Here is a 23,057-nt window from a genome sequence, read left to right as displayed (position 1 = left end):
GGGGCATCGACAGGGGAGCCGCGCCAGGACCACACTGGAATCGACGTCGGCGGCGTCGCCGACGGGAAGGGAGCAGGGGACATGCTCTGGTTCTGGGGCACCGTGGCGGCCGTGCTGGCGGTCGCCGTGGTCACTGCATGGTTCTTCGACCGGCGGCGGACGGGAGGGTCCGGACTGACCGACCGGGAGCGGGCCGCCTTCGAGCGGGGCCGCAACGACGCGTACCGGGCGGGAGATACCTACGGCGCTGGTGGTGGCGGCTTCGACGGCGGCGGCGTGGGCTGACCCCTCGCTCAGGACTCGGCCACCCAGGCAGGTGCCGGGACCCCGTTGCCGGTGAGGTCGTCACAACGGACGTACTGCGCGCCGACGCGCTCGAGCGGGCACGGGGGCGTCGAGGTCCCGACCGGGATGACGCGCGTCTCCCCCGGGTCCGGACGAGCGGAGGCCGGGACGGCGCCGGCCACGACGAGGAGGACCGCGGTGGCGGCGGTGGCGACGGACGCGAGGATGCGCTGCGGGAGTGGTGCGGTGCGGTTCATGACAGGTCCTGGGTTCCGGGGGTGGTCGTGCTGACCCCTCCACGCTCCCGCCGGCGCCTCCTTGCCGGCATCGGGCTCTCCTCCTGAGATCCAGCCCCCAGACCCTGAGATCGGCGAGACTGGCCCGGAGCCTGGCTGCTGTCCGTCACCCGACGGCGGTGTGCGGGGCCGACGACCCGAGCAGGAGGCGCAGGTGTCCCCAGGGGCCGAGCTGCACGTGGACGCGGCACTGCTCGACGAGGCGATCCGGGAGGCGGCCTTCACCGGCGTGGTGGCGGTGGACGTCGACGACCACCGGACCCTCGAGCGGTGCGAGGGCTTCGCCCACCGGGCCCTGCGGGCACCCATGACGGCCCGCACGCGGATCGGCATCGCCAGTGGCAGCAAGACGTTCACCGCGCTGGCGGTGATGCGGCTCGTCGAGGACGGCGAGCTGGGCCTCGACCAGCCCCTGCGCGGATTGCTCGGCGCGGACCTGCCCCTCGTCGACGACGGCGTGACGATCGAGCACCTGCTGGGCCAGACGTCGGGGATCGGGGACTACCTCGACGAGAGCACGTGGGAGCCGGCGGACCTCGTCCTCGACGTGCCGCCCCACACCCTCACCACGGCGGAGGCGTTCCTGCCCGTGCTCGAGGGCCACCCACAGGTGTTCACCCCGGGCGAGCGCTTCGCCTACTGCAACGGCGGCTACATGGTGCTGGCGCTCGCACTCGAGCGCGCCACCGGCCGGACCTACCACGACGTCGTGCAGAGCCTGGTGCTCGAGCCGGCGGGCCTGCGGCACACGGGCTTCCTCCCGCTCAACGAGCTCCCGGCCGACGCGGCGCTCGGCTACCTGTGGGACGAGGGCGACCTCGTCAACACGCTCCACCTCCCGGTGCTCGGCAACGGGGACGGCGGGGCGTTCACGACCGCCGACGACGTGCACCGGTTCTGGCTGGCCCTGCTCGACGGCCGGATCGTCGGGCGCGAGTCCGTCGACGAGATGAGCCGGCCGCGCCACGACGTCCCGGACGAGGACCTGCGCTACGGGCTGGGGTTCTGGCTCCACCGGACGCACCCGGCACTCGTCCTCGAGGGGTACGACGCCGGCGTGTCGTTCCGGTCGACCCACCTCGTCGGCGAGCGCACGACCGTGACCGTGCTCGGCAACAGCTCGCACGGCGCCTGGCCGGTGGCCCGGGTGCTGGCGCGCGCGATCGACGCGCACCTCGTCGACCCGGCCGGTCAGGACGCGAGGACGAAGGGCCCTGACCGGCACCGGTCACGGCGAGTCCCGCTCGTCCTCGTCGTCGTCCTCGGCATCGGGCAGGAAGACGGACGGCATGCGATGCCGTCGCGGGGCCACCGAGTCGGGGCCGAGCAGGCTCTCGCGCAACGGCGCCGTGAGCACACCGAGGGGTGCCTGGAGGATGTAGCCGTAGGCGATGACGAGCCCGGTGAGACCGGGGTCGAGCAGGAGGCCGACGACGATCGCGAGGGCGCCCGCGACCGTGGTGGCCCAGGCGGCCGCCCCGCGCGGCTGCAGGAGGTTGCGGAAGGACCGGAACCGGATCGACGTGACCATGAGCACGGCGGGCACGACGCTGATGACGATGGGGACGATGAGCGAGGCGTCGTAGCCGCCCGCCTCGGGCTGGTTGAGCGCGAAGATCGTCGCCATCACCACGGCCGCCGCCGCCGGGCTGGGCAGCCCGACGAAGTAGCGCTTGTCCGCCGTCGGGTCGACCGTGACGTTGAACCGCGCCAGGCGGAAGGCCGCGCAGCCGAGCCAGAAGAAGGCCGCGAGCCACGACAGGATGGGGTAGTCGGGCAGCGCCCACGTGTGCACGAGGATCGCCGGGGCGAACCCGAACGAGATGAGGTCGGCGAGCGAGTCCATCTGCAGGCCGAACGGCGAGGTGGCCCCCACGAGGCGGGCGACGCCGCCGTCGGCGATGTCCATGATGATCGAGACGGCGATGAGGACCGCCGCGAGGGTGAAGTGCTCGCGGAACGCCAGGAGCACCGACGACAGGCCGCTCATCATGTTGAGGATCGTGAAGATCGTCGGGGCCGTGACCCGCAACCGCTCGGTCTTGCCGAGCTGCCGGAGCGAGACGACCTCCGCGCCGGTCGGCGAGACGAGCCGCCAGCGGTCGAAGCGCCGGCGACGACCGGACGCGACGTCGCTCACGGGGCGCCGTCCGCCGCGGGCCACCGGGCGATGACCGTCTCACCCGCGACGACGCGGGCCCCGGACTGCACGAGGAGGTCGACCTCCGGCGGGACGAAGACGTCCATGCGCGACCCGAACTTCATCAGGCCGATGCGCTGGCCCGTCGAGATCTCCTCGCCGGCCGACACCCGGGTGACGACGCGTCGCGCCATGAGCCCGACGATCTGCCGGAAGTGGACGACGCGGATGCGTCCCGCGACCTCGCGCTCGACGACGAGGTCGGTGCGCTCGTTGAGGTGGGCGCTCTCGTGGGTGTATGCCGCGAGCCACTTCCCCGGTCGGTAGGTCACCTCGCGCAGCCGGCCGCCGTACGGGGTGCGGTTGATGTGCACGTCGAAGGCCGACAGGAAGATGCTCACCTGCTGCCACTCCCCCTCGGGCGCGACACCGTCCTGGCCGGGTCCGGCATACATCACCTTGCCGTCCGCGGGCGAGACCACGTCGTCGTCGGCGACCGGGGTCCGGTCCGCGGAGCGGTCGGGGTCGCGGAAGAACAGGGCGACGGCCGCCGGCAGCGCGCCGAGGGTCAGGGCGGCGCCGGGCCGCCCGGCAAGAGCTGCCAGGACGGCGGGGACGGCGGCGACGGCGGTGGCCGGGGCGGCCTCGCGGTCGATGGTGACCATGGGACTCCTTGGGTCGAGTGGGCCCAGCCTAGGATGTCGGCCGTGTCTGCAGTCGAGGTCGCCCGTCTGAGCCGCGTCGTCGGCGGGGTGCGCGCCGTCGACGACTCCACGTGGTCGGCCGGGTCCGGCGAGGTCACCGCGGTGCTCGGTCCCAACGGCGCGGGCAAGACGACGACGATGGAGTGCCTCGAGGGGCTGCAGCGACCGACGTCCGGCACCGCACGTGTCCTCGGCACCGACCCGTGGCGGGCCTCCGCGGAGCACCGGGCGCGCGTCGGGGTGATGCTCCAGGACGGCGGGCTCCCGGTCACGACGACCGCGCGGCGGCTCCTGCACCACGTCGCCCGCCTCCACAGCGGGCCCGCGGACGTGTCCGCCCTCATGGAGCGGCTCGAGCTCGACCGCGTGGCCGACCGCCCGGTGCGTCGGCTGTCCGGTGGGGAGCGGCAGCGGGTCGCGCTCGCCGCCGCGCTCGTCGGCCGCCCGGAGGTCGCGTTCCTCGACGAGCCGACCGCCGGCCTCGACCCGCACGCCCGCCTCGAGGTGTGGGACCTCCTGCGCGAGACCGCGGTGGACGCGGCCGTCGTCGTCACCACCCACTCGTTCGAGGAGGCCGAGCGCATCGCCGACCACGTCGTCATCATGAACGCAGGACGGGTCGTGGCGGAGGGGTCGCTCGCCGAGGTGTGCGAGGGACGTCCGCTCGAGGAGCGCTACTTCGCCCTCACTGTCGGGACCCGGGGATGACCACGCCCACGGCGCCTTCCGTGCCCTCCGGTCCGGCCACGTCGGCCCAGCGGTGGCTCGCCCAGACCCGCTTCGAGACCGCGACGATCCTCGGCCACGGTGAGCAGCTCCTCGTCGCCCTCGTGCTCCCGGTCCTGGCCCTCGTCGGCATGGCCCTGACCGACGTGCCCGACCTCGGCCCGGGCCGGCGCATCGACGTCGCGACCGCGGGTGTGCTCGCCCTCGCCGTGGTGTCGACCGCGTTCACCGGTCAGGCGATCGCCACCGGGTTCGACCGCCGCCAGGGTGTCCTGCGGTTCCTCGGGGTCGGCCCGCTGGGTCGCGAGGGCCTCATCGCCGGCAAGCTCGGCGCCGTGGGGCTCGTCATCCTCGTCCAGCTCGTCGTGCTGGGTGGTGTCGCCGCCGTCCTCGGCTGGCGACCCGAGCCCGCGGGGGTGCTGCCGGCCCTCGTCACCGTGGGGCTCGGCGCCGCGGCCTTCCTCGCCCTGGCGATGCTGCTCGCCGGCACCGTCCGGGCCGAGGGCGTGCTCGCCCTCGCGAACCTCGTCTGGGTCCTCCTGCTCGGCCTGGGCATCCTGCTGCCGACCGACCGCCTGCCCGACGGCGTCGCGGGGCTCGCGCGGGTGCTGCCCTCCGGTGCCCTGGGCGACGGGATGCGTCTCGCCCTCGTGGAGGGCGGCTGGCCGCTCGCGCAGTGGCTCGTCCTCGCGGGGTGGACCCTGGCCGCCGGCCTCGGGGCCGCCCGCTGGTTCCGGTGGTCGGACTAGCCTCGTCGTCCGCCGGTGACACCTGCGCACCCGAGGGCCGCTGGCCCAGCACCGGTCAAGGGACGGTCGAGGAATGGTCCGGTGAGGCCGCGGCATACCCTGCGGTGGTGAGAGCGCCCCTCCCCCGAGCCCATCGCCTCGTCCTCCTCGCCAACCTCGTAGCGCAGGTGGGCATCATCGTCACCGGCGGCCTCGTGCGGCTCACCGGCAGCGGGCTGGGCTGCCCCACGTGGCCCGAGTGCGTGCCCGGGTCCTACGTTCCCGTGCAGGAGCAGGCCGAGGGCTTCCACAAGGTCATCGAGTTCGGCAACCGCACGCTGACCGGCGCACTCGGCATCATCGCCGTCCTCGCGGTGGTCGCCGTGTGGCGGTGGACGCCGGTCCGGCGACTCAAGGTCGCCGCCGTCACCGTCCTCGTGGGCGTGGTCTTCCAGGCGCTCCTCGGTGGCGTCACCGTGCTCACCGAGCTGCACCCGGTCACGGTGTCCGCCCACTTCCTCGTCTCGGCCGGGCTCGTCGCGGCCGCGGCCTACCTCTGGTTCGCCCGCCACGAGGGCGAGGGCGAGCCGAGGCTGCTCGTCCCCGAGGTCGTGCGCCGGGTCGCGTGGGTCACCTGCGGCGTCGGCGCCGTCGTCCTCACCCTCGGCACCGTGGTCACCGGCTCCGGCCCGCACTCCGGCGACGCCGATGCCCCGGCCCGGTTCGGCTTCGACCCCCGGACGATCTCGTGGCTGCACGCCGACGCCGTCATGCTCTTCGTCGGTCTCGTCGTCGCCGTCTGGCTCGCCACCCGTCTCTCCTCCGCACCGACGTCGGTCGCCACGGCGTGGCGGGACGTCCTGCTCGTCACGCTCGGACAGGGCGCCATCGGCTACGTGCAGTACCTCACCGACCTCCCCGAGGTCCTCGTCCTCGCGCACATGCTCGGCGCGGCCCTGCTCGTCGTGGCCCTGACCCGGGGCGTGCTCGCCCTCCGGAGCATCACACAAGAGTAGTTGCACAAGAGTTCTTGTGGGTTTACCGTCGAGGGCATGACCCCCACCGCCCCCAACCCCAGGGATCGTGACGGCATCCGCACGATCACCGACGCCAAGGCCCTCTCGGCCATGGCCAACCCCTTCCGCTCGCGGATGATGGACGCGCTCAAGGTCGACGGGCCGTCGACGGCGTCGGCGCTGGCCGCGCGCACCGGTCAGGCCGTCGGCTCGGCGAGCCACCACCTCAAGGTGCTCAGCGAGGCCGGCCTCGTCGTCGAGGTCCCGGAGCTGGCCAAGGACCGGCGCGAGCGCTGGTGGCGCCTCGTCGACCCGGGCACCCGGTGGTCACGCGCGGACTTCGCGTCGGACACGGCCGCCGTCACGGCCGCGTATGCCGCCGAGGCCCTCACCGTCCAGCGCCAGTTCGAGCGGGTCCAGGAGTGGAACGCCAACGCCGCCACGGTGCCGGCCTGGGACGACGCGGCGTTCGCGACCCAGAACTGGCTGCGCGTCACCCCCGAGGAGCTGCGCGAGGTCGCCGAGGAGATCATCGACGTCCTCGTGCGCTGGGGGCGTCGCGAGCTGCCCGACGACGGTGCCGAGCGCGAGTCGGTCCTCGTCTTCGCCCGCGGCTTCCCCGCACAGCCGTGACCGGCGCCGCTCCCCCGGCCGGCCTCAACCACAACTTCCGGCTGCTCTGGGGCGGCGAGGCGGTGAGCGTTCTCGGCTCGATGACGACGACGGTGGTCTTCCCACTCATCGCGGTCACCGAGTTCGGCGCGGGCCCTGGGGCGATGGGCGTGCTCGCCGGCGCGGTCTGGCTGCCGTGGCTGCTGCTCGGGCTGCCGGCCGGAGCCTGGACCGACCGATCCGACCCGCGCCGCGTCATGATGCGCGCCGACCTTCTCGCGGCCGCGGCCGTGGCCAGCGTGCCGCTGGCCTGGGCGACCGGACTGCTCACCCTCCCCCACCTCGTCCTCACGGCGCTGGCGGTCGGCTGCTGCACGGTGTTCTTCCGGACGGCATACGCCGCCTTCGTCCCGCGGGTGGTGGCGAGCTGGGACCTCGAGCGCGCCAACGCGCGGATCTACGGCACGGAGTCGGCCATGCAGGTGGGCGGGCCCGGCGTCGGCGGGCTCCTCGTGCAAGCCACCTCCGCCGCGTATGCCGTCGTCGTCGACGTCGTGGGGTTCCTCGTCTCGTGGGTCTGCCTCGCGCGCCTGCGACCCGAGGAGCTCGGACCCGCGCCGGCTCCCTCACCCTCGCTGCCCCTGGGACGCGAGATCCGCGAGGGTGTGGAGATCGTCTTCCGGGACCGCTTCCTCCGGTTCTTCTCCGTCCAGGGAGGACTCAGCAACTTCGCGCTCACCGGCTACGGCGCGCTGCTCGTCCTCTTCATGGTCCACGAGCTCGACCTGCAGCCCGGGTCCGTGGGGCTCGTCATGGCCCTCGGGTCGGCAGGAGGCCTGTTGGGCGCCACCGTCGCGACGCGTGCGACCCGGTGGCTCGGCTCGGCGGGGGCGCTGCGCTGGCTCCAGGTCCTCGGTGGTCCGCCGGCGTTGCTCGTCGGCGCGGCCCAGCCCGGCCTCGGGGCAGCGATGATCGCCAGCGGCTCGTTCGTCGTCGGGGTCGGGGTCGTGGGGGCCAACGTCGTCCGCAGCTCGTTCCGCATCCGCTACACCCCGCCCGAGCTGCTCGGCCGGACGACGGCGACAGCGGCGGTCATCGGCTTCGGGACCATGCCCCTGGCCGGGCTCGTTGCCGGCGGCCTCGGCACGTGGCTCGGCGTGCGCGAGACCATCCTGCTCATGGCGGCGACCCATGCCGTGGTGTCCCTCACGGTCTTCGTGGGGCCGTACCGCCGTGGGCGGGACCTGCCGGCTCAGCCGATGGAGAGGTGGACCAGCGGGTCGACGGCGACCGCGAGGAAGAGCAGCGTCACGTAGGTGATCGAGAAGTGGAACAGCCGCATCGGCTTGAGCACCGAGGTCGCAGCCCCGGCCTTGGCCAGCCGCAGCAGCCGGTGCGCCTCCCCCACGAAGACGACGCCGCTCGCCACCGCCGCGACGAGGTAGATCCAGCCCATGTCGGCCACGGGGACCAGGGTCAGCGAGACCGCGACCATGACCCAGCTGTAGGCGACGATCTGGCGGGCCACGACGACCGAACCCTGCTCCACCGGGAGCATCGGCACGTGGGCGTTGGTGTAGTCGTCCTTGAACGCCATCGAGAGCGGCCAGTAGTGCGGCGGCGTCCAGAAGAAGATGACGAGGAAGAGGATGACGGCCGGCCACCCCACCGAGCCGGTCACGGCGGACCAGCCGATGAGGGTGGGCATGCACCCGGCGACCCCGCCCCAGACGATGTTCTGGGAGGTGCGTCGCTTGAGCACGATCGTGTAGAGGACGGCATACAGGGCGATGGCCGTGAGCGACAGGAGCGCGGATGCGATGTTGACGAACACGAGGAACCACACCGTCGACAGGACGGTGAGGGCGCCGCCGAAGACCAGGCCGGCACGCGGCGAGATCTGCCCGGTGACCATCGGCCGGTTGCGGGTGCGGTCCATCAGGGCGTCGATGTCGCGGTCGTAGACGCAGTTGAACGTGTTGGCGGCGCCGGCGCTGAGCGAGCCGCCGATGAGCGTCGCCACGATGAGCCACAGGTCGGGCACGCCCCGCTCGGCGAGGAACATCACCGGCACCGTCGTCACGAGCAGCAGCTCGATGATGCGGGGCTTGGTGAGGGCCAGGTAGGCGCCGACCGTTCGCTTCCAGCCGACCGTGGAGTCGACCGTCGAGGCGGTGGTGATCGGAGCGGGTGCCACGGCGTCCTTCGGGGTGCACTGGAGCGGTCGGTCTCGGCGAGTCTAGCCGGGGCCGGACTGAGTCGCCCCCACCGGTTCGCTCCGGTCTAGGGTGGGTTCGACCGTTTGACCTGCATCACATTGTTCGACGTCAGAGAGGCTCCACGTGACCACCACCACGACGAAGGCGGGCAAGGCGGGAAATCGCCGCGCAGCCACCGCGCAGCGCTCGGCCGACATCGCCAAGCCCACGGCCCGCAAGGCGAAGTGGACCGACCTCGACGTGCGCGCGGTGGACACCGTCCGGGTCCTCGCCGCCGACGCCGTCCAGAAGGTCGGCAACGGCCACCCCGGCACGGCGATGAGCCTGGCGCCCGCGGCCTACCTCCTCTTCCAGAACGTCATGGCGCACGACCCCTCGGACCCGACGTGGCTGGGCCGTGACCGGTTCGTCCTCTCCTGCGGCCACTCCAGCCTCACCCAGTACATCCAGCTCTACCTCTCCGGCTACGGCCTCGAGCTGGGCGACCTCAAGGCGCTGCGCACCTGGGGTTCGCTGACCCCCGGCCACCCCGAGGTCCACCACACCACCGGGGTCGAGATCACCACGGGACCGCTCGGCTCCGGCCTCGCCTCCGCCGTCGGCATGGCGATGGCCCAGCGCCGCCAGCGCGGCCTGCTCGACCCCGACGCCAAGCCCGGCACGAGCCCGTTCGACCACCACGTGTGGGTCATCGCCTCCGACGGCGACCTCATGGAGGGCGTGGCCTCCGAGGCCAGCTCGCTGGCCGGCCACCAGGAGCTCGGCAACCTCACCGTCATCTACGACGCGAACCAGATCTCGATCGAGGACGACACCGACATCTCGTTCTCCGAGGACGTCGGCAAGCGCTACGAGGCCTACGGCTGGGAGGTCGCCGACGTCGACTGGCGCCAGAGCAACGACCCGGCTGGGTCCGCCGACTACGTCGAGGACGTCGACGCCCTCCTCGCCGCCCTCGAGAAGAGCAAGACCTCGAGCCGCCCGACCCTCGTGCGCCTGCACACGGTGATCGCCTGGCCCGCCCCCACGAAGAAGGGCACCGGCAAGTCGCACGGCTCCGCCCTCGGGGACGAGGAGATCACCGCGCTCAAGGAGCTCCTCGGCTTCGACCCGAAGAAGACGTTCCAGGTCGACCGCGACGTCCTCGCCCACGCGCGCAAGGTCAAGGCGCGTGGCAAGGCAGCCCACAAGGCGTGGAAGACCCCGTATGCCGCGTGGCGCCGTGCGAACAAGGACGCCGCCTCGCTGCTGGACCGGCTCGTCGCCGGTGAGCTGCCCGACGGTCTCGACGCCGCGCTGCCCACCTTCCCCGCGGACGAGAAGGGCATCGCCACCCGCGCCGCCTCCGGCAAGGTCCTCGGCGCCCTCGCGCCGGTCATGCCCGAGCTGTGGGGTGGCTCCGCCGACCTGGCCGAGTCCAACAACACGACCATGGAGGGTGAGCCGTCCTTCGTCCCCACGTCCAAGCAGACCGAGGCGTGGAAGGGCGGGCCCTACGGCCGGACCCTGCACTTCGGGATCCGCGAGAACGCCATGGGCATGATCCTCAACGGGATCGCGCTCGAGGGGCTGACCCGTCCGTACGGCGGCACCTTCCTCGTCTTCTCCGACTACATGCGCCCGGCCGTCCGACTGGCGGCGATCCAGCAGCTGCCGGTGACGTTCGTCTGGACCCACGACTCCATCGGTCTCGGCGAGGACGGTCCGACCCACCAGCCGATCGAGCACCTCGCCTCGCTCCGGGCGATGCCGGGCCTCGACGTCGTCCGTCCGGCCGACGCCAACGAGACGGCCGCCGCGTGGGGCGCGATCCTGCGCAACGCCTCCACCGCCGCACTCGCCCTCAGCCGGCAGGCCCTGCCGACGGTGGACCGGTCCACCCACGCGAAGGCGAGCAACGTCGCCAAGGGCGCCTACGTCCTCGTCGACGGTGGCGACGACGGCAAGCAGTCCCCTGAGGTCATCCTCGTGGCGACCGGCTCCGAGGTCTCGGTGGCCCTCGACGCGCGCCTGCGGCTGGAGAAGTCCGGGATCCGCACCCGCGTGGTGTCGATGCCGTGCCGCGAGTGGTTCGACCAGCAGACCAAGGCCTACCGCGACAAGGTGCTGCCGCCCCGGGTCCGCGCCCGCGTGAGCATCGAGGCCGGGGTGGCGCAGGGGTGGCGCGAGATCGTCGGCGACGCCGGCCGCTCGATCAGCATCGAGCACTTCGGCGCCTCCGCCGACGCCAAGACCCTCTTCACCGAGTTCGGCTTCACCCCCGAGGCCGTCGTCAAGGCGGCCAAGGACTCGATCAAGGCGGCGCAGGACGGAACCGGGGTGCCCGGTGCCACCGAGACCGCACCCCGCTCCCGCAAGGACACCGGAACCGACGTCCCCACCACCAACAAGCCTGCCCGCAAGAGCGCGGCATCGGCCGGGAAGTGACCTCACATGACTGACAGCGCACCCCTCAAGGCACTCGCCGACAACGGCGTCTCCATCTGGCTCGACGACCTCAGCCGCGAGCGGCTGACGTCGGGCAACCTCCAGGAGCTCATCGACACCAAGGGTGTCGTCGGCGTGACGACCAACCCGTCGATCTTCCAGGTGGCCCTCTCCGACGGCGAGAGCTACAGCGAGCAGGTCGCCCAGCTCGCGGCCGACAAGGCGACCCTCGACGACGCCGTCACGGCGATGACGACACAGGACGTCCGCGACGCCTGCGACGTGCTCCTGCCCGTGTTCGAGGCGACCGACGGGCTCGACGGCCGCGTGTCCATCGAGGTCGACCCGCGACTGGCGCACGACACGGACAGGACGGTGGCGCAGGCCAAGGAGCTGCGCGAGCTCGTGGACCGTCCCAACCTGCTCGTCAAGATCCCGGCCACGGTCGAGGGCCTTCCCGCCATCACCCGCGTCCTCGCCGAGGGCATCTCGGTCAACGTCACGCTGATCTTCAGCCTCGACCGCTACCGCGCGGTCATGAACGCCTTCCTCACCGGCGTCGAGCAGGCGCGGGAGCGCGGCAAGGACATCAGCACGCTCGAGTCGGTGGCGTCCTTCTTCGTCTCGCGCGTCGACTCCGAGGTCGACAAGCGTCTCGACGCCATCACGGGTGAGCACGCCGAGACCGCGACGTCGCTCAAGGGCAAGGCCGCCATCGCCAACGCGCGCCTGGCCTACCAGGCCTACGAGGAGGTCTTCTCGACCCCTCGGTGGAAGAACCTCGAGGACGACGGCGCCAAGCCGCAGCGCCCGCTGTGGGCGTCCACGGGGGTCAAGGACCCGGCCTACCCGGACACCATGTACGTCACCGAGCTCGTCGCCCCGGGCACGGTCAACACGATGCCCGAGAAGACCCTCGACGCGGTCAAGGACCACGGTGAGATCACCGGCAACACGATCGCCGGGACCTACGAGGAGTCCTCCGAGGTCCTCGACGCGCTCGAGCGCCTCGGCATCTCCTACTCCGACCTCACTGCCCAGCTCGAGAAGGAGGGCGTGGACAAGTTCGCGAAGGCGTGGGAAGAGCTCCTCGACGGTGTGAGGTCCGAGCTCGCCAAGGCCACTCGATGAGCAGCATCGAGGTCACCGCGCGCGGCGCCGCCGCCGAGGCGATCGCCACGCACGTGCCCACCCTCGTCTCCGACGAGGTCGCGAGCCGCCTCTTCGCCCGCGACGCCACGCTGTGGGGCACGGACGCCGAGGAGGAGGCGGGCAAGCGGCTGGCCTGGGTCGACCTGCACCGGACCTCCCGCCCCCTTCTTGGGGAGATCTCCGCCCTGCGTGAGGAGCTGCGCGGCGACGGCGTCTCCCGGATCGTCCTCTGCGGCATGGGTGGCAGCTCGCTGGCGCCCGAGGTCATCTGCGCCACCGCCGGGGTCGACATCGTCATCCTCGACTCGTCCGCGCCGGACGTCGTCCGGCGCGCCGTGACCACCGACCTCGACAGCACCGCCGTCGTCGTGTCGTCGAAGTCGGGCTCGACGGTCGAGACCGACTCGCAGCGACGCGCCTTCGAGCAGGCGTTCACGGAGGCGGGCATCGACGCGACGCGCCGCATCATCGTCGTCACCGACCCGGGCAGCCCGCTCGACGGTGAGGCCCGGGCGGCCGGCTTCCGCGTCATCAACGCCAACCCCGACGTGGGCGGGCGCTACTCGGCCCTCACGGCCTTCGGTCTCGTGCCGTCCGGCCTCGCCGGGGCCGATGTCGGCGCGCTCCTCGACGACGCCGACGCGGTCGCCGACCTGCTCGCCGCCGACGACGAGGGCAACCCGGCGCTGCGCCTGGGCGCCGCGATCGGGGGCACCAACCCGCTGCGCGACAAGCTCGTCCTCGTCGACGCCGGCACCGAGAACGTCGGCTTCGGCGCGTGGGCCGAGCAGCTCATCGCCGAGTCCACCGGCAAGAACGGCACCGGCATCCTCCCGGTGGTCGCCGACGGCGCCGCCCCGGGGCACACCTACGACGACGCCAACGTCGTCCGCCTGGTCGCGTCCACCGACGACGACCCGGTCGAGCTCCTCGCGGACGCGCCGCCGCGCCACCCCGACTCGATCGCCGCGGAGCAGCCCGGTCCCGCCGACCCCGACCCCGACGAGGAGCTCGGCGACAGCGGCTCGCTCATCACCGTGGCCGGCACCCTCGGCGCGCAGCTCCTCCTCTGGGAGGTCGCCACCGCCGTCGCCGGCCGGCTCCTCGGCATCAACCCGTTCGACCAGCCCGACGTCGAGAGCGCCAAGGAGGCCGCGCGCGGCCTCCTGGACCGGGCCGGTACGGCCGCCGAGGCGCCGGCGTTCGTCGACGGTTCCGTCGAGGTGCGCGCCCTCGGTGGTGACTGGCTCGGCGAGGCGCACACGGTGCCCGGTGCCGTCTCGGCGCTGCTGTCCCAGCTCGACGAGTCCGAGGGCTACGTCGCGGTCATGGCCTACCTCGACCGCGAGCAGGACGCCGACCTCGAGGAGGTCGCCCGCACCCTGTTCGACCACACGGGCCGGCCCGTCACCTTCGGGTGGGGACCGCGCTTCCTGCACTCGACGGGCCAGTACCACAAGGGGGGTCCGGCCAACGGCGTCTTCATCCAGGTCACCGCGGACCCCGAGGAGGACCTCGCCGTCCCCGGTCGGACGTTCACGTTCGGTGAGTTCCTCGCCGCGCAGGCGGGCGGCGACGCGCAGGTGCTCGCCGACCACGACCGTCCGGTCCTGCGTCTCCACCTCACCCAGCACGACCGCGGGCTGGGCCAGGTGCGGTCGGCCCTCTCCACCTCCTCGGGAGCCTGATGAGTCCGGCGCGCGTCTCCGCCACCCACAACCCGCTCCGAGATCCCCGCGACAAGCGGCTGCCCCGCATCGCGGGCCCGTCGAGCCTCGTGCTGTTCGGGGTGACCGGGGACCTCGCCCGCAAGAAGCTCATGCCGGCGATCTACGACCTCGCCAACCGCGGCCTGCTGCCGCCGGGCTTCTCGCTCGTCGGGTTCGCCCGGCGCGACTGGGCCGACCAGGACTTCGGCAAGGTGGTCTACGAGTCGGTCAAGGAGCGGTCCCGCACGCCGTTCCGTGAGGACGTGTGGCGTTCGCTCAGCGAGGGCTTCCGGTTCGTCCCGGGCACGTTCGACGACCCCAAGGCCTTCGACCTGCTCGCCGAGACCGTGCGCGAGCTCGACGAGCAGCGCGGCACCGGGGGCAACCACGCCTTCTACCTCTCGATCCCGCCGTCGTTCTTCGCGACGGTGTGCGAGCAGCTCCAGCGCTCGGGCCTCTCCACCCCGACACCGGGGTCGTGGCGCCGCGTCGTCATCGAGAAGCCGTTCGGCCACGACCTCACGTCCGCCCGCGAGCTCAATGAGATCGTCGCGGAGGTCTTCCCGGCGGACTCGGTCTTCCGGATCGACCACTACCTCGGCAAGGAGACGGTCCAGAACCTCCTGGCCCTGCGCTTCGCCAACCAGATGTTCGAGCCGGTCTGGAACAGCCACTACGTCGACCACGTCCAGATCACCATGGCCGAGGACATCGGCATCGGGGGCCGCGCCGGCTACTACGACGGCATCGGCGCCGCCCGCGACGTCATCCAGAACCACCTCCTCCAACTGCTCGCGCTCACCGCGATGGAGGAGCCGGTCTCCTTCGACGCCGACCACCTGCGCAGCGAGAAGGAGAAGGTCCTCTCGGCCGTCCGCCTCCCCAGGGACCTGGCCGAGGGCACGGCCCGCGGGCAGTACGCCCGGGGCTGGCAGGGCGGTGAGGAGGTCGGCGGCTACCTCGAGGAGGACGGCGTGGCCACCCGGTCCACGACCGAGACGTATGCCGCGGTGAAGCTGGAGATCGACACCCGCCGCTGGGCGGGGGTCCCGTTCTACCTGCGCACCGGCAAGCGTCTGGGCAAGCGCGTCACCGAGATCGCGGTCGTCTTCAAGAAGGCGCCCCACCTGCCGTTCGCCGACACCGCGACCGAGGAGCTCGGCCAGAACGCCGTCGTCATCCGCGTCCAGCCCGACGAGGGCGTGACGATGCGGTTCGGCGCCAAGGTGCCGGGAGCGCAGATGGAGGTCCGCGACGTGACGATGGACTTCGGCTACGGGCGCGCCTTCACCGAGAGCTCCCCGGAGGCCTACGAGCGGCTCATCCTCGACGTCCTGCTCGGCGAGCCGCCGCTCTTCCCCCGCCACGAGGAGGTCGAGCTCTCCTGGAAGATCCTCGACCCGATCGAGGAGTTCTGGGCCAAGCAGGGCGGCCGGATCGACCAGTACCCCTCCGGCACCTGGGGACCGAGCAGCGCCGACGCGCTCATGCACCGCGACGGCCGCGAATGGAGACTCCCGTGATCGTCGACCTGCCCAGCACCACGACCGCCAGCATCGCCAAGAAGCTGGTCCGGCTCCGCTCCGACACCGGCTCGATGGCGCTCACCCGCGTCCTCACGCTCGTCGTCGTCGTGGACGAGCACGAGGCCGACGCAGCCATCGAGACGGCCAACGACGCGAGCCGGCAGCACCCCTGCCGCATCATCGTCGTCGTCACGGCCAACCGACGTGGTGCCGCGCGGCTCGACGGGCAGATCCGCATCGGCGGTGACGCCGGCGCGAGCGAGGTCGTGGTCCTGCGCCTCTTCGGGCCCCTGGCCGCGCACGGCCGCTCCGTCGTCACGCCCCTGCTCCTCGCGGACGCGCCGATCGTCGCCTGGTGGCCGACCGACCCCCCCAAGAACCCCGGAGCGGACCCCATCGGCGAGATGGCACAGCGCCGCGTCACCGACGTCTCCCGGGCCAGGGGCACCCCCCGCAGTGCCCTGGGCCGGCTCGCCGCCGCCTATGCGCCCGGTGACACGGACCTGTCCTGGTCGCGGATCACGCTGTGGCGGGCGCTGCTCACCGCGGCACTCGACCAGGCGCCGTTCGAGCCGGTCACGTCGGTCACCGTCACGGGAGGGTCCGACTCTCCCTCGGCCGAGCTCCTCGCCGGGTGGCTGGCCAAGCGGCTGCGCTGCCCGGTGACGCTCGTGCCGTCGCGCAAGGGCACCGGCATCATCAGCGTCCGGCTCGACCGGGTCAGCGGCCCGCTCGACCTCGTGCGGCCCCAGAACGGCACGACGGCCACGCTGTCCCAGCCGGACCGCCCCGAGCGGACGATCGCCCTCCCGCCGCGCAGCGACGCCGAGTGCCTCGCGGACGAGCTGCGCCGGCTCGACCCCGACGAGGTCTACCAGGATGCCCTCCAGGCCGGACTGGGCGACGTGACGCACAGCCGTCGCACCTCGACCGAGGCGCAGCGCAGCGGCCTCACCCCGTCGGTGTCGCAGGCCCGCGAGGACGCCGACCGGATCAGCCGGGAGGCCAAGGTCAGTGCCAGCTCGGCGATGGTCGAGGCGCCGATGCCGACCAAGTCCGACGACCCGGGGCAGGTCGAGAAGGCCTCCGCCCGCAAGCTCGAGAAGGCGCGCGCCAGGCGCACCACGTCCTGAAAGGAGCCACGCCGTGACCGGAGTCAACGACATCGGGCAGGTCTCGGGAGCCGAGGTGCTCGTCCACCCCGGCAAGCAGGAGCTCAGTGACGCCATCGCCGCCCGGCTGGTGACCGCCCTCGTCGACGCCCAGGCGCGCCACGACGTCGCCCAGGTCTCGCTCACCGGCGGCTCCCTCGGCTCCGACCTGTGGCGTTCGGTCGCCACGCTGGCGGCCCGTTCCGCGGTCGACTGGTCACGCGTCGAGGTGTGGTGGGGCGACGAGCGCTACCTTCCGGCCGGCGACCCCGACCGGAACGACGTGCAGAACGACGAGGCCGGGCTGGACACCCTCGGCCTCGACCCGGCGAAGGTGCACCGGGTCGCGGGTCCGGACGCCTCCGACAGCGCGGAGGCGAGCGCGACGGCATACGCCTCGGAGGTCCGTGCCTGCGGTGCGGGCGGGTTCGACGTCATGATCCTCGGGGTCGGGCCGGACGGCCACGTCGCGTCGCTGTTCCCCGGGCACCCGGCACAGCAGGCCACCGGCGCGATCGCGGTCGCCGTGCACGACTCCCCCAAGCCACCGCCGGACCGCGTCAGCCTGACCTTCGAGGCGCTGCGACGCTCCCGCGAGGTGTGGTTCGTCGTCGCCGGCGCCGACAAGGCCGAGGCCGTGGCGAACGGGCTGCGGGGTGCCGGGCCCGACGTCAGCTCCGCCGCCCAGGTGCAGGGTGAGCAGCGCACCCTCTGGCTGCTCGACCGGGACGCGGCCGCGCAGCTCTGAGGTCGGGCGCTACTGGATGAGGCCTCGGTCGCGCAGGGAGCCGAGGGCCTCGTCGAGGATGGCCTCGCCGTCCTTGTCGGAGCGGCGCTCCTTCACGTAGGCGAGGTGGGTCTTGTAGGGCTCGACCTTGGTCGGGGCCGGGGGGTTGTCCTTGTCCTGACCGGCCGGGAACCCGCAGCGCGGGCAGTCCCAGGTCTCGGGGATCTCGAGGTCGGACTCCTGCGAGAAGCTCGGGCGGGTCTCGTGCCCGTGCGAGCACCAGAACGACACGTGCACGCGCGGAGCGATGTCACCACGCTCGGCCTCGCCCATGGGGCCAGCACCGACGCGGCTGCCTCGAATCGCGTTACCACCGGCCATCGGGATCAGCCTTCTCTCGGGTCAGGAAGCGAAACGGTCGAGGACACCCAGACCGACGACACAGGTGAACCACACGACCGCGATGGCGATCGTGATGCGGTCGAGGTTGCGCTCTGCGACGGACGAGCCGCCGAGCGAGGTCGACATGCCGCCACCGAACATGTCCGAGAGGCCGCCGCCCTTGCCCTTGTGCAGGAGGACGAGGAGGGTCAGGAAGAGCCCTCCGATGACCAGGAGGACCTGGAGTCCGATGCGTACCGCGTCCACGGTGCTCCTTCGGTAGTTCGACGAGTGCGATCGCCCGGTGGGGCGCCGGTACAGGATACCCGCGATCGTCAGTGGGTCTTGAGATGCTCGCGGAAGCGGCAGATCGCGGCGAACTCGGTCGGGTCGGTCGAGGCTCCCCCGACGAGGGCACCGTCGACGTCCTCCTGCTCCATGATCGCGGCGACGTTGCCGGACTTGACCGACCCGCCGTAGAGGATGCGCACCCGGTCGGCGAGGTCGCCCGAGTACAGCTCCGCCAGGAGGGTGCGGATGGCGGCACACACCTCCTGTGCGTCCTCCGGGGTGGCGACCTCGCCGGTGCCGATCGCCCACACGGGCTCGTAGGCGATGACGATGCTCGCGGCCTTCTCTGCGGGGAGCCCCTCGAGGCCGGCCCGGACCTGGGCGAGCACGTGGTCGACGTGCGTCCCGGCCTGGCGGATCTCGAGGCCCTCGCCGACGCAGAAGATCGGGGTCAGACCGTGCTCGTATGCCGCCGCCACCTTGGCGTGCACCGTCTCGTCGGTCTCGCCGTGGTACTCGCGACGCTCGCTGTGCCCGACGGCCACGTACGTGCAGCCCAGCTTGGCGAGGAAGACGCCGCTGATCTCGCCGGTGTAGGCGCCGCTGGCGTGCCGGGACAGGTCCTGGGCGCCGTAGCGGATGGCGAGGCGGTCACCCTCGACGAGCGTCTGGACGCTGCGCAGGTCGGTGAAGGGTGGGAGCACCGCGACCTCGACGGCGCCGTGGTCGTGCTTGGCGTCGCGCAGGGTCCAGTCGAGCTTCTGCACGAGGTGGGTGGCCTGGAGGTGGTCGAGGTTCATCTTCCAGTTGCCCGCCATGAGCGGGACGCGCTGGACTGTCGTGGCCTGGGCCATCGGGTTCCTTCAGCTTTCGTCGAGGACGGTGAGTCCGGGGAGGTCCTTGCCCTCGAGGTACTCGAGGCTGGCACCCCCGCCGGTGGAGATGTGGCCGAACTGGTCGTCGGTGAAGCCGAGCTGGCGAACCGCGGCGGCGGAGTCACCGCCGCCGACGACGGTGAGGCCGCCGCCGCTCGTGATGTCGACGAGCGCTGCCGCGAGGGCCTTGGTACCCGCCGCGTAGGGCGCCATCTCGAACGCGCCCATCGGGCCGTTCCAGAAGACGGTGCGGCAGTCCCTGAGCTTCTCGGCGAACAGCTCGGACGACCTCGGTCCGATGTCGAGGCCCATGCGGTCCGCGGGGATCGCGTCGACACCGACGACCTCGTGCTCGGCGTCGGCGGAGAACGCGGTGGCGGCGACGACGTCGACCGGCAGGACGATCTCGACGCCGCGCTCCTTCGCCAGCTCGAGGTAGCCCGCGACGGCCTCCACCTGGTCCTGCTCGAGGAGGCTCGTGCCGACCTCGTGGCCCTGGGCCTTGAGGAACGTGAACACCATGCCGCCGCCGATGAGGAGCCGGTCCGCGGTCCGGATGAGGTTGTCGATGACCGCGAGCTTGTCGGACACCTTCGCACCACCGAGCACGACGGCATACGGCCGTTCGGGGTCGGTCGTGAGGCGACGCAGCACGCCGACCTCGGTCTCGACCAGCCCGCCGACGGCCGACGGCAGCAGCCGGGCGACGTCGAAGACCGACGCCTGCTCCCGGTGCACGACGCCGAAGCCGTCGGACACGAAGGCCTCGGCGAGGCCGGCGAGCCGGCCCGCGAACTCGGCCCGCGCGTCGGCCGACTTGGCGGTCTCGCCCGCGTTGAAGCGCAGGTTCTCGAGGAGCACGACGTCGCCGTCCTGCGCGGCCGCGACCGTGGCGCGGGCGCTGTCGCCGACGGTGTCGGTCGCGAACGCCACGTCCCGCCCGAGCAGCTCGCCGAGGCGGGCGGCGACGGGCGCGAGCGAGTACTTCTCTTCCGGCGCGCCCTTGGGCCGCCCGAGGTGGGCGCACACGATGACGCGTGCGCCCGCCTCGGCGAGGGCCGTGATCGTCGGGACGGAGGCACGGATGCGGCCATCATCAGTGATGGCCGGTGATCCCTCAGCGTCAGCTTCGAGAGGGACGTTGAGGTCCGACCGGACGAGGACGCGCTTGCCCCGCAGGTCGCCGAGCTCGGCGATCGACTTCATGTGGAGGTCTCCGGTCAGATGGACGTGCCGACGAGGGTGACGAGGTCGGCGAGGCGGTTGGAGTAGCCCCACTCGTTGTCGTACCAGCCGACGACCTTGACCTGGTTGCCGATGACCTTGGTGAGGCCGGCGTCGAAGATGCAGGACGCGGGGTCGGTCTCGATGTCCTTGGACACGATGGGGTCCTCGGTGTAGACGAGGATGCCCTTGAGCGGGCCCTCGGCCGCGGCCTTGACCGCTGCGTTGACCTCCTCGACGGTGGTCTCGCGTCCGGCCTCGAAGGTGAGGTCGGTGGCCGAGCCGGTGGCGACGGGGACGCGCAGCGCGTAGCCGTCGAGCTTCCCCTTGAGCTCGGGCAGGACGAGGGCGACCGCCTTGGCCGCACCCGTCGTCGTGGGGACGATGTTGAGGGCGGCGGCGCGGGCGCGACGGAGGTCCTTGTGCGGGCCGTCGTGGAGGTTCTGGTCACCGGTGTAGGCGTGGATGGTCGTCATGAGGCCCTTGACGATGCCGAACTGGTCGTTGAGGACCTTGGCCATCGGCGCGAGGCAGTTCGTCGTGCACGACGCGTTGGAGATGATGTGGTGCTGCGCAGCGTCGTAGTCGCCGTCGTTGACGCCCATGACGACCGTGACGTCCTCGTTCTTGGCGGGCGCGGAGATGATGACCTTCTTCGCGCCGTTGTCGAGGTGCACCTTGGCCTTGGTGGCGTCGGTGAAGAAGCCGGTCGACTCGATGACGACGTCGGCGCCGAGCTCGCCCCACTTGAGGTTGGCGGGGTCACGCTCGGCGAAGGCCTTGAAGGTCTTGCCGCTGGCGGTGATGTCGGTGTCGGTCGACGTGACGTCGCCCTCGAGACGGCCGAGGATCGAGTCGTACTTGAGCAGGTGCGCCAGCGTGGCGTTGTCGGTGAGGTCGTTGACGGCGACGATCTCGATGTCGGCGCCGGACGCGATCACGGCGCGGTAGAAGTTGCGGCCGATGCGGCCAAAGCCATTGATACCAACGCGGACAGTCACGAGCAGATCTGCCTTCCGAGAGGTGGTGGGTGCGTGGACCCGCCACGCACCGCCGTACGAAATCCAGCCTAGCCCCGCCTGCGGACCCGGCCCCCAGAGGTCCGCGGTACTGGCAGGTAACCGCCACCCCCGTGCAGGGACACGGCAGGATGGGAGGTGACGAGAGGCGCAGCCATGACCACGCTTTCCCGCTCGATCCGGATCCTTGCCGCTGCCCCGCTGCTCACCGTCGTGGGCATCACGGCGGGGATCGTTGCCTCGGGCGCCCACCGCCGGCTCGGGGCGACCCGCGAGGAGTCGAGACGGACCCTGCCCGGCGACGACCTGCTCGAGCGCGCCGACCTCCAGGCCGACCGGGCCGTGACGATCGCCGCGGCACCGGAGCGGGTGTGGCCCTGGATCGCGCAGCTGGGCCAGGACAAGGGCGGGTTCTACTCGTTCGCGGGGGTCGAGAACCTCGTCGGCTGCGACATCCACCCTGCCGACCGGATCGTGCCCGAGTGGCAGCACCCGCAGGTCGGGGACCCCTTCCCCCTGCACCCCGACATGGTCCTCAGGGTGGGCAGGGTGGAGACGGGGCACGCCCTCGTCGCCACCAGCCAAGGAGGCTCCGCTCCCCAGGGCACTGGCATGGACTTCACGTGGGCGTTCGTCGTCAGCCCCCTGCCGCCGGCCCCGGCCACGCCCGTGGGCACGCGACTCCACGTCCGGGAGCGCTACCAGGTGTCCAGCCCCGCGGTCCGGGTGGGAGTCGAAGTGGTGAACCTCGTCAGCACCGTCATGAGCTGGCGCATGACGCGCACCATCAAGCAGCTCGCCGAGCGCCCGTAGCGCCGCCCCCGGCGCGCCCGGCGCCGCCGGAACCGGCGCTCGGCGCGGGTGGCTCAGGAGTCGAGCATGTCCGGGGTGAGGTTCGCGTCGGTCCCGGCGATGCCGAGGTCCTCGGCGCGCTTGTCGGCCATGGCGAGCAGTCGGCGGATCCGACCGGCGACCGCGTCCTTGGTCATCGCCGGCTGGGCCAGCTGGCCGAGCTCCTCGAGTGACGCCTGCTTGTGCTGGAGCCGCAGCTGACCGGCCTCGCGCAGGTGGTCGGGGATCTCGTCCCCGAGGATCTCGAGGGCCCGTCCGACGCGCGAGCCGGCGGCCACGGCCGCCCGGGCCGAGCGGCGCAGGTTGGCGTCGTCGAAGTTGGCCAGCCGGTTCGCCGTGGCCCGGACCTCGCGACGCATCCGGCGCTCCTCCCACGCCATCACCGCGTCGTGGGCGCCGAGCCGCGTGAGCATCGCGCCGATCGCGTCCCCGTCGCGGATGACGACCCGGTCGACCCCGCGGACCTCGCGCGCCTTGGCCTGGATCCCGAGCCGACGCGCGGCGCCCACGAGGGCGAGGGCCGCCTCCGGACCGGGGCAGGTGAGCTCGAGCGCCGACGAGCGGCCGGGCTCGGTCAGGGAACCGTGGGCGAGGAACGCCCCGCGCCACGCGGCCTCCGCGTCACAGACCGACCCGGAGACGACCTTCGGGGGCAGCCCCCGGACCGGCCGACCCCGCCCGTCGATGAGCCCCGTCTGACGGGCGAGCGACTCGCCGTCCTGGACGACGCGCACGACGTAGCGGCTGCCCTTGCGCAGCCCGCCCGCGGCGAGCACCAGCACCTCCGCCGTCTGCCCGTAGAGCTCATGGATCTCGCGTCGGAGGCGCCGCGCGGCGTTGGCGGTGTCCAGCTCGGCCTCGACGACGATCCGTCCCCCGATGATGTGCAGCCCCCCGGCGAACCTCAGTGTGGACGCCACTTCCGCCTTGCGGCAGCAGGGTTTCGTCACCTCGTGGCGGCTGAGCTCGTCCTTCACCTTCGCCGTCATTGCCATGC

23 protein-coding genes and 1 pseudogene are annotated in these 23,057 nt (G+C 72.3%); 14 read left to right on the top strand and 10 right to left on the bottom strand.

The annotated features are described in order from the left end of the window. Positions 1 to 81 precede the first annotated feature (81 nt). Positions 82 to 285 (top strand): hypothetical protein, encoded by a 204-nt coding sequence (locus tag N801_RS01660; RefSeq protein WP_035932204.1) that lies wholly within the window; start codon positions 82 to 84, stop codon positions 283 to 285. 8 nt (positions 286 to 293) lie between these two features. On the opposite strand, the gene N801_RS01655 is transcribed toward N801_RS01660, so the two are convergent. Then, a complete protein-coding gene (locus N801_RS01655) occupies positions 294 to 542 on the bottom strand; it encodes a hypothetical protein (RefSeq protein WP_035932203.1) in 249 nt (82 codons plus the stop codon). Between the two features lie 160 nt (positions 543 to 702). Here N801_RS01655 and N801_RS20015 point away from each other — a divergent pair. Further along, a pseudogene (locus N801_RS20015) lies at positions 703 to 1,653 on the top strand (serine hydrolase domain-containing protein); the annotation flags it as partial. Positions 1,654 to 1,809: 156 nt separating this feature from the next. Here N801_RS20015 and pssA read toward each other — a convergent pair. Both pssA and N801_RS01640 read right to left on the bottom strand, forming a co-directional pair. Further along, on the bottom strand, positions 1,810 to 2,721 hold the full coding sequence (gene pssA / locus N801_RS01645) for a CDP-diacylglycerol--serine O-phosphatidyltransferase (protein ID WP_035932358.1): 912 nt from the start codon (positions 2,719 to 2,721) through the stop codon (positions 1,810 to 1,812). After that, complete coding sequence (locus N801_RS01640; RefSeq protein ID WP_035932200.1) at positions 2,718 to 3,386, bottom strand: phosphatidylserine decarboxylase; 669 nt, start codon at positions 3,384 to 3,386, stop codon at positions 2,718 to 2,720. The genes pssA and N801_RS01640 overlap by 4 nt, the downstream gene beginning before the upstream one ends. 33 nt (positions 3,387 to 3,419) lie before the next feature. Between N801_RS01640 and N801_RS01635 the strand changes: the two genes are divergently transcribed. The 5 genes from N801_RS01635 to N801_RS01615 all read left to right on the top strand — a co-directional run bounded on the left by N801_RS01635 (position 3,420) and on the right by N801_RS01615 (position 7,823). After that, positions 3,420 to 4,133 (top strand): ABC transporter ATP-binding protein, encoded by a 714-nt coding sequence (locus N801_RS01635; RefSeq protein WP_035932199.1) that lies wholly within the window; start codon positions 3,420 to 3,422, stop codon positions 4,131 to 4,133. Beyond that, entirely contained in the window at positions 4,130 to 4,900 is a 771-nt protein-coding gene (locus N801_RS01630; protein ID WP_035932198.1) for an ABC transporter permease, read from the top strand. Before N801_RS01635 ends, N801_RS01630 begins: the two co-directional genes overlap by 4 nt. Positions 4,901 to 5,007: 107 nt before the next feature. Next, the gene (locus N801_RS01625; RefSeq protein WP_035932355.1) at positions 5,008 to 5,895 is read left to right on the top strand and encodes a COX15/CtaA family protein; all 888 of its coding nucleotides are present in this window, start codon (positions 5,008 to 5,010) and stop codon (positions 5,893 to 5,895) included. Positions 5,896 to 5,931: 36 nt separating this feature from the next. Beyond that, entirely contained in the window at positions 5,932 to 6,528 is a 597-nt protein-coding gene (locus tag N801_RS01620; protein WP_035932196.1) for an ArsR/SmtB family transcription factor, read from the top strand. Continuing rightward, positions 6,525 to 7,823, top strand: coding sequence for an MFS transporter (locus N801_RS01615; RefSeq protein WP_052112496.1), 1,299 nt, complete (start codon positions 6,525 to 6,527; stop codon positions 7,821 to 7,823). Before N801_RS01620 ends, N801_RS01615 begins: the two co-directional genes overlap by 4 nt. Here the strand turns inward: N801_RS01615 and N801_RS01610 are convergent. After that, complete coding sequence (locus tag N801_RS01610) at positions 7,760 to 8,689, bottom strand: heme o synthase (RefSeq protein ID WP_035932351.1); 930 nt, start codon at positions 8,687 to 8,689, stop codon at positions 7,760 to 7,762. The two genes, N801_RS01615 and N801_RS01610, sit on opposite strands and share 64 nt — an antisense overlap. Positions 8,690 to 8,849: 160 nt before the next feature. Here N801_RS01610 and tkt point away from each other — a divergent pair, with 160 nt between their 5' ends. The 6 genes from tkt to pgl are packed head-to-tail and all read left to right on the top strand — an operon-like array spanning position 8,850 to position 17,439. Beyond that, positions 8,850 to 11,153, top strand: coding sequence for a transketolase (gene tkt / locus N801_RS01605; RefSeq protein ID WP_035932195.1), 2,304 nt, complete (start codon positions 8,850 to 8,852; stop codon positions 11,151 to 11,153). 6 nt (positions 11,154 to 11,159) lie between these two features. Continuing rightward, positions 11,160 to 12,284 carry a transaldolase gene (gene tal / locus N801_RS01600; RefSeq protein WP_035932194.1) on the top strand — a complete coding sequence of 375 codons (1,125 nt, stop codon included), beginning with the start codon at positions 11,160 to 11,162 and terminating at the stop codon, positions 12,282 to 12,284. Beyond that, entirely contained in the window at positions 12,281 to 13,993 is a 1,713-nt protein-coding gene (locus tag N801_RS01595; protein ID WP_035932193.1) for a glucose-6-phosphate isomerase, read from the top strand. The genes tal and N801_RS01595 overlap by 4 nt, the downstream gene beginning before the upstream one ends. Continuing rightward, a complete protein-coding gene (gene zwf / locus N801_RS01590) occupies positions 13,993 to 15,537 on the top strand; it encodes a glucose-6-phosphate dehydrogenase (protein WP_035932191.1) in 1,545 nt (514 codons plus the stop codon). The genes N801_RS01595 and zwf overlap by 1 nt, the downstream gene beginning before the upstream one ends. Then, positions 15,534 to 16,673, top strand: a complete 1,140-nt coding sequence (locus N801_RS01585; RefSeq protein ID WP_035932190.1) for a glucose-6-phosphate dehydrogenase assembly protein OpcA — start codon at positions 15,534 to 15,536, stop codon at positions 16,671 to 16,673. Before zwf ends, N801_RS01585 begins: the two co-directional genes overlap by 4 nt. 13 nt (positions 16,674 to 16,686) lie before the next feature. Then, positions 16,687 to 17,439, top strand: coding sequence for a 6-phosphogluconolactonase (gene pgl, locus N801_RS01580; RefSeq protein WP_245618159.1), 753 nt, complete (start codon positions 16,687 to 16,689; stop codon positions 17,437 to 17,439). Positions 17,440 to 17,448: 9 nt separating this feature from the next. Here pgl and N801_RS01575 read toward each other — a convergent pair whose 3' ends face one another. The 5 genes from N801_RS01575 to gap form a co-directional block, all read right to left on the bottom strand. Beyond that, positions 17,449 to 17,799: an RNA polymerase-binding protein RbpA gene (locus N801_RS01575; protein WP_084108033.1), complete on the bottom strand. Its 351-nt coding sequence runs from the start codon at positions 17,797 to 17,799 to the stop codon at positions 17,449 to 17,451. Between the two features lie 21 nt (positions 17,800 to 17,820). Then, positions 17,821 to 18,066 (bottom strand): preprotein translocase subunit SecG, encoded by a 246-nt coding sequence (gene secG / locus N801_RS01570; protein ID WP_035932188.1) that lies wholly within the window; start codon positions 18,064 to 18,066, stop codon positions 17,821 to 17,823. 68 nt (positions 18,067 to 18,134) lie between these two features. Continuing rightward, positions 18,135 to 18,944 carry a triose-phosphate isomerase gene (gene tpiA, locus N801_RS01565; RefSeq protein WP_035932187.1) on the bottom strand — a complete coding sequence of 270 codons (810 nt, stop codon included), beginning with the start codon at positions 18,942 to 18,944 and terminating at the stop codon, positions 18,135 to 18,137. A gap of 9 nt (positions 18,945 to 18,953) precedes the next feature. After that, complete coding sequence (locus N801_RS01560; protein ID WP_035932186.1) at positions 18,954 to 20,171, bottom strand: phosphoglycerate kinase; 1,218 nt, start codon at positions 20,169 to 20,171, stop codon at positions 18,954 to 18,956. A gap of 14 nt (positions 20,172 to 20,185) precedes the next feature. After that, positions 20,186 to 21,190 (bottom strand): type I glyceraldehyde-3-phosphate dehydrogenase, encoded by a 1,005-nt coding sequence (gap, locus tag N801_RS01555; protein ID WP_035932184.1) that lies wholly within the window; start codon positions 21,188 to 21,190, stop codon positions 20,186 to 20,188. A gap of 174 nt (positions 21,191 to 21,364) precedes the next feature. On the opposite strand from gap, the gene N801_RS01550 reads away from it, so the two are divergent. Next, on the top strand, positions 21,365 to 22,021 hold the full coding sequence (locus tag N801_RS01550) for a hypothetical protein (RefSeq protein ID WP_052112495.1): 657 nt from the start codon (positions 21,365 to 21,367) through the stop codon (positions 22,019 to 22,021). 53 nt (positions 22,022 to 22,074) lie between these two features. Here the strand turns inward: N801_RS01550 and whiA are convergent, their stop codons facing one another. Continuing rightward, entirely contained in the window at positions 22,075 to 23,055 is a 981-nt protein-coding gene (whiA, locus tag N801_RS01545; RefSeq protein WP_035932344.1) for a DNA-binding protein WhiA, read from the bottom strand. Positions 23,056 to 23,057: the final 2 nt, after the last annotated feature.

The sequence above is a fragment of the Knoellia aerolata DSM 18566 genome, from assembly GCF_000768695.1.
Lineage (GTDB): Bacteria > Actinomycetota > Actinomycetes > Actinomycetales > Dermatophilaceae > Knoellia > Knoellia aerolata.
Note: the sequence above shows the minus strand (reverse complement) of the source record. Positions and strands in the feature narration are given on the sequence as shown.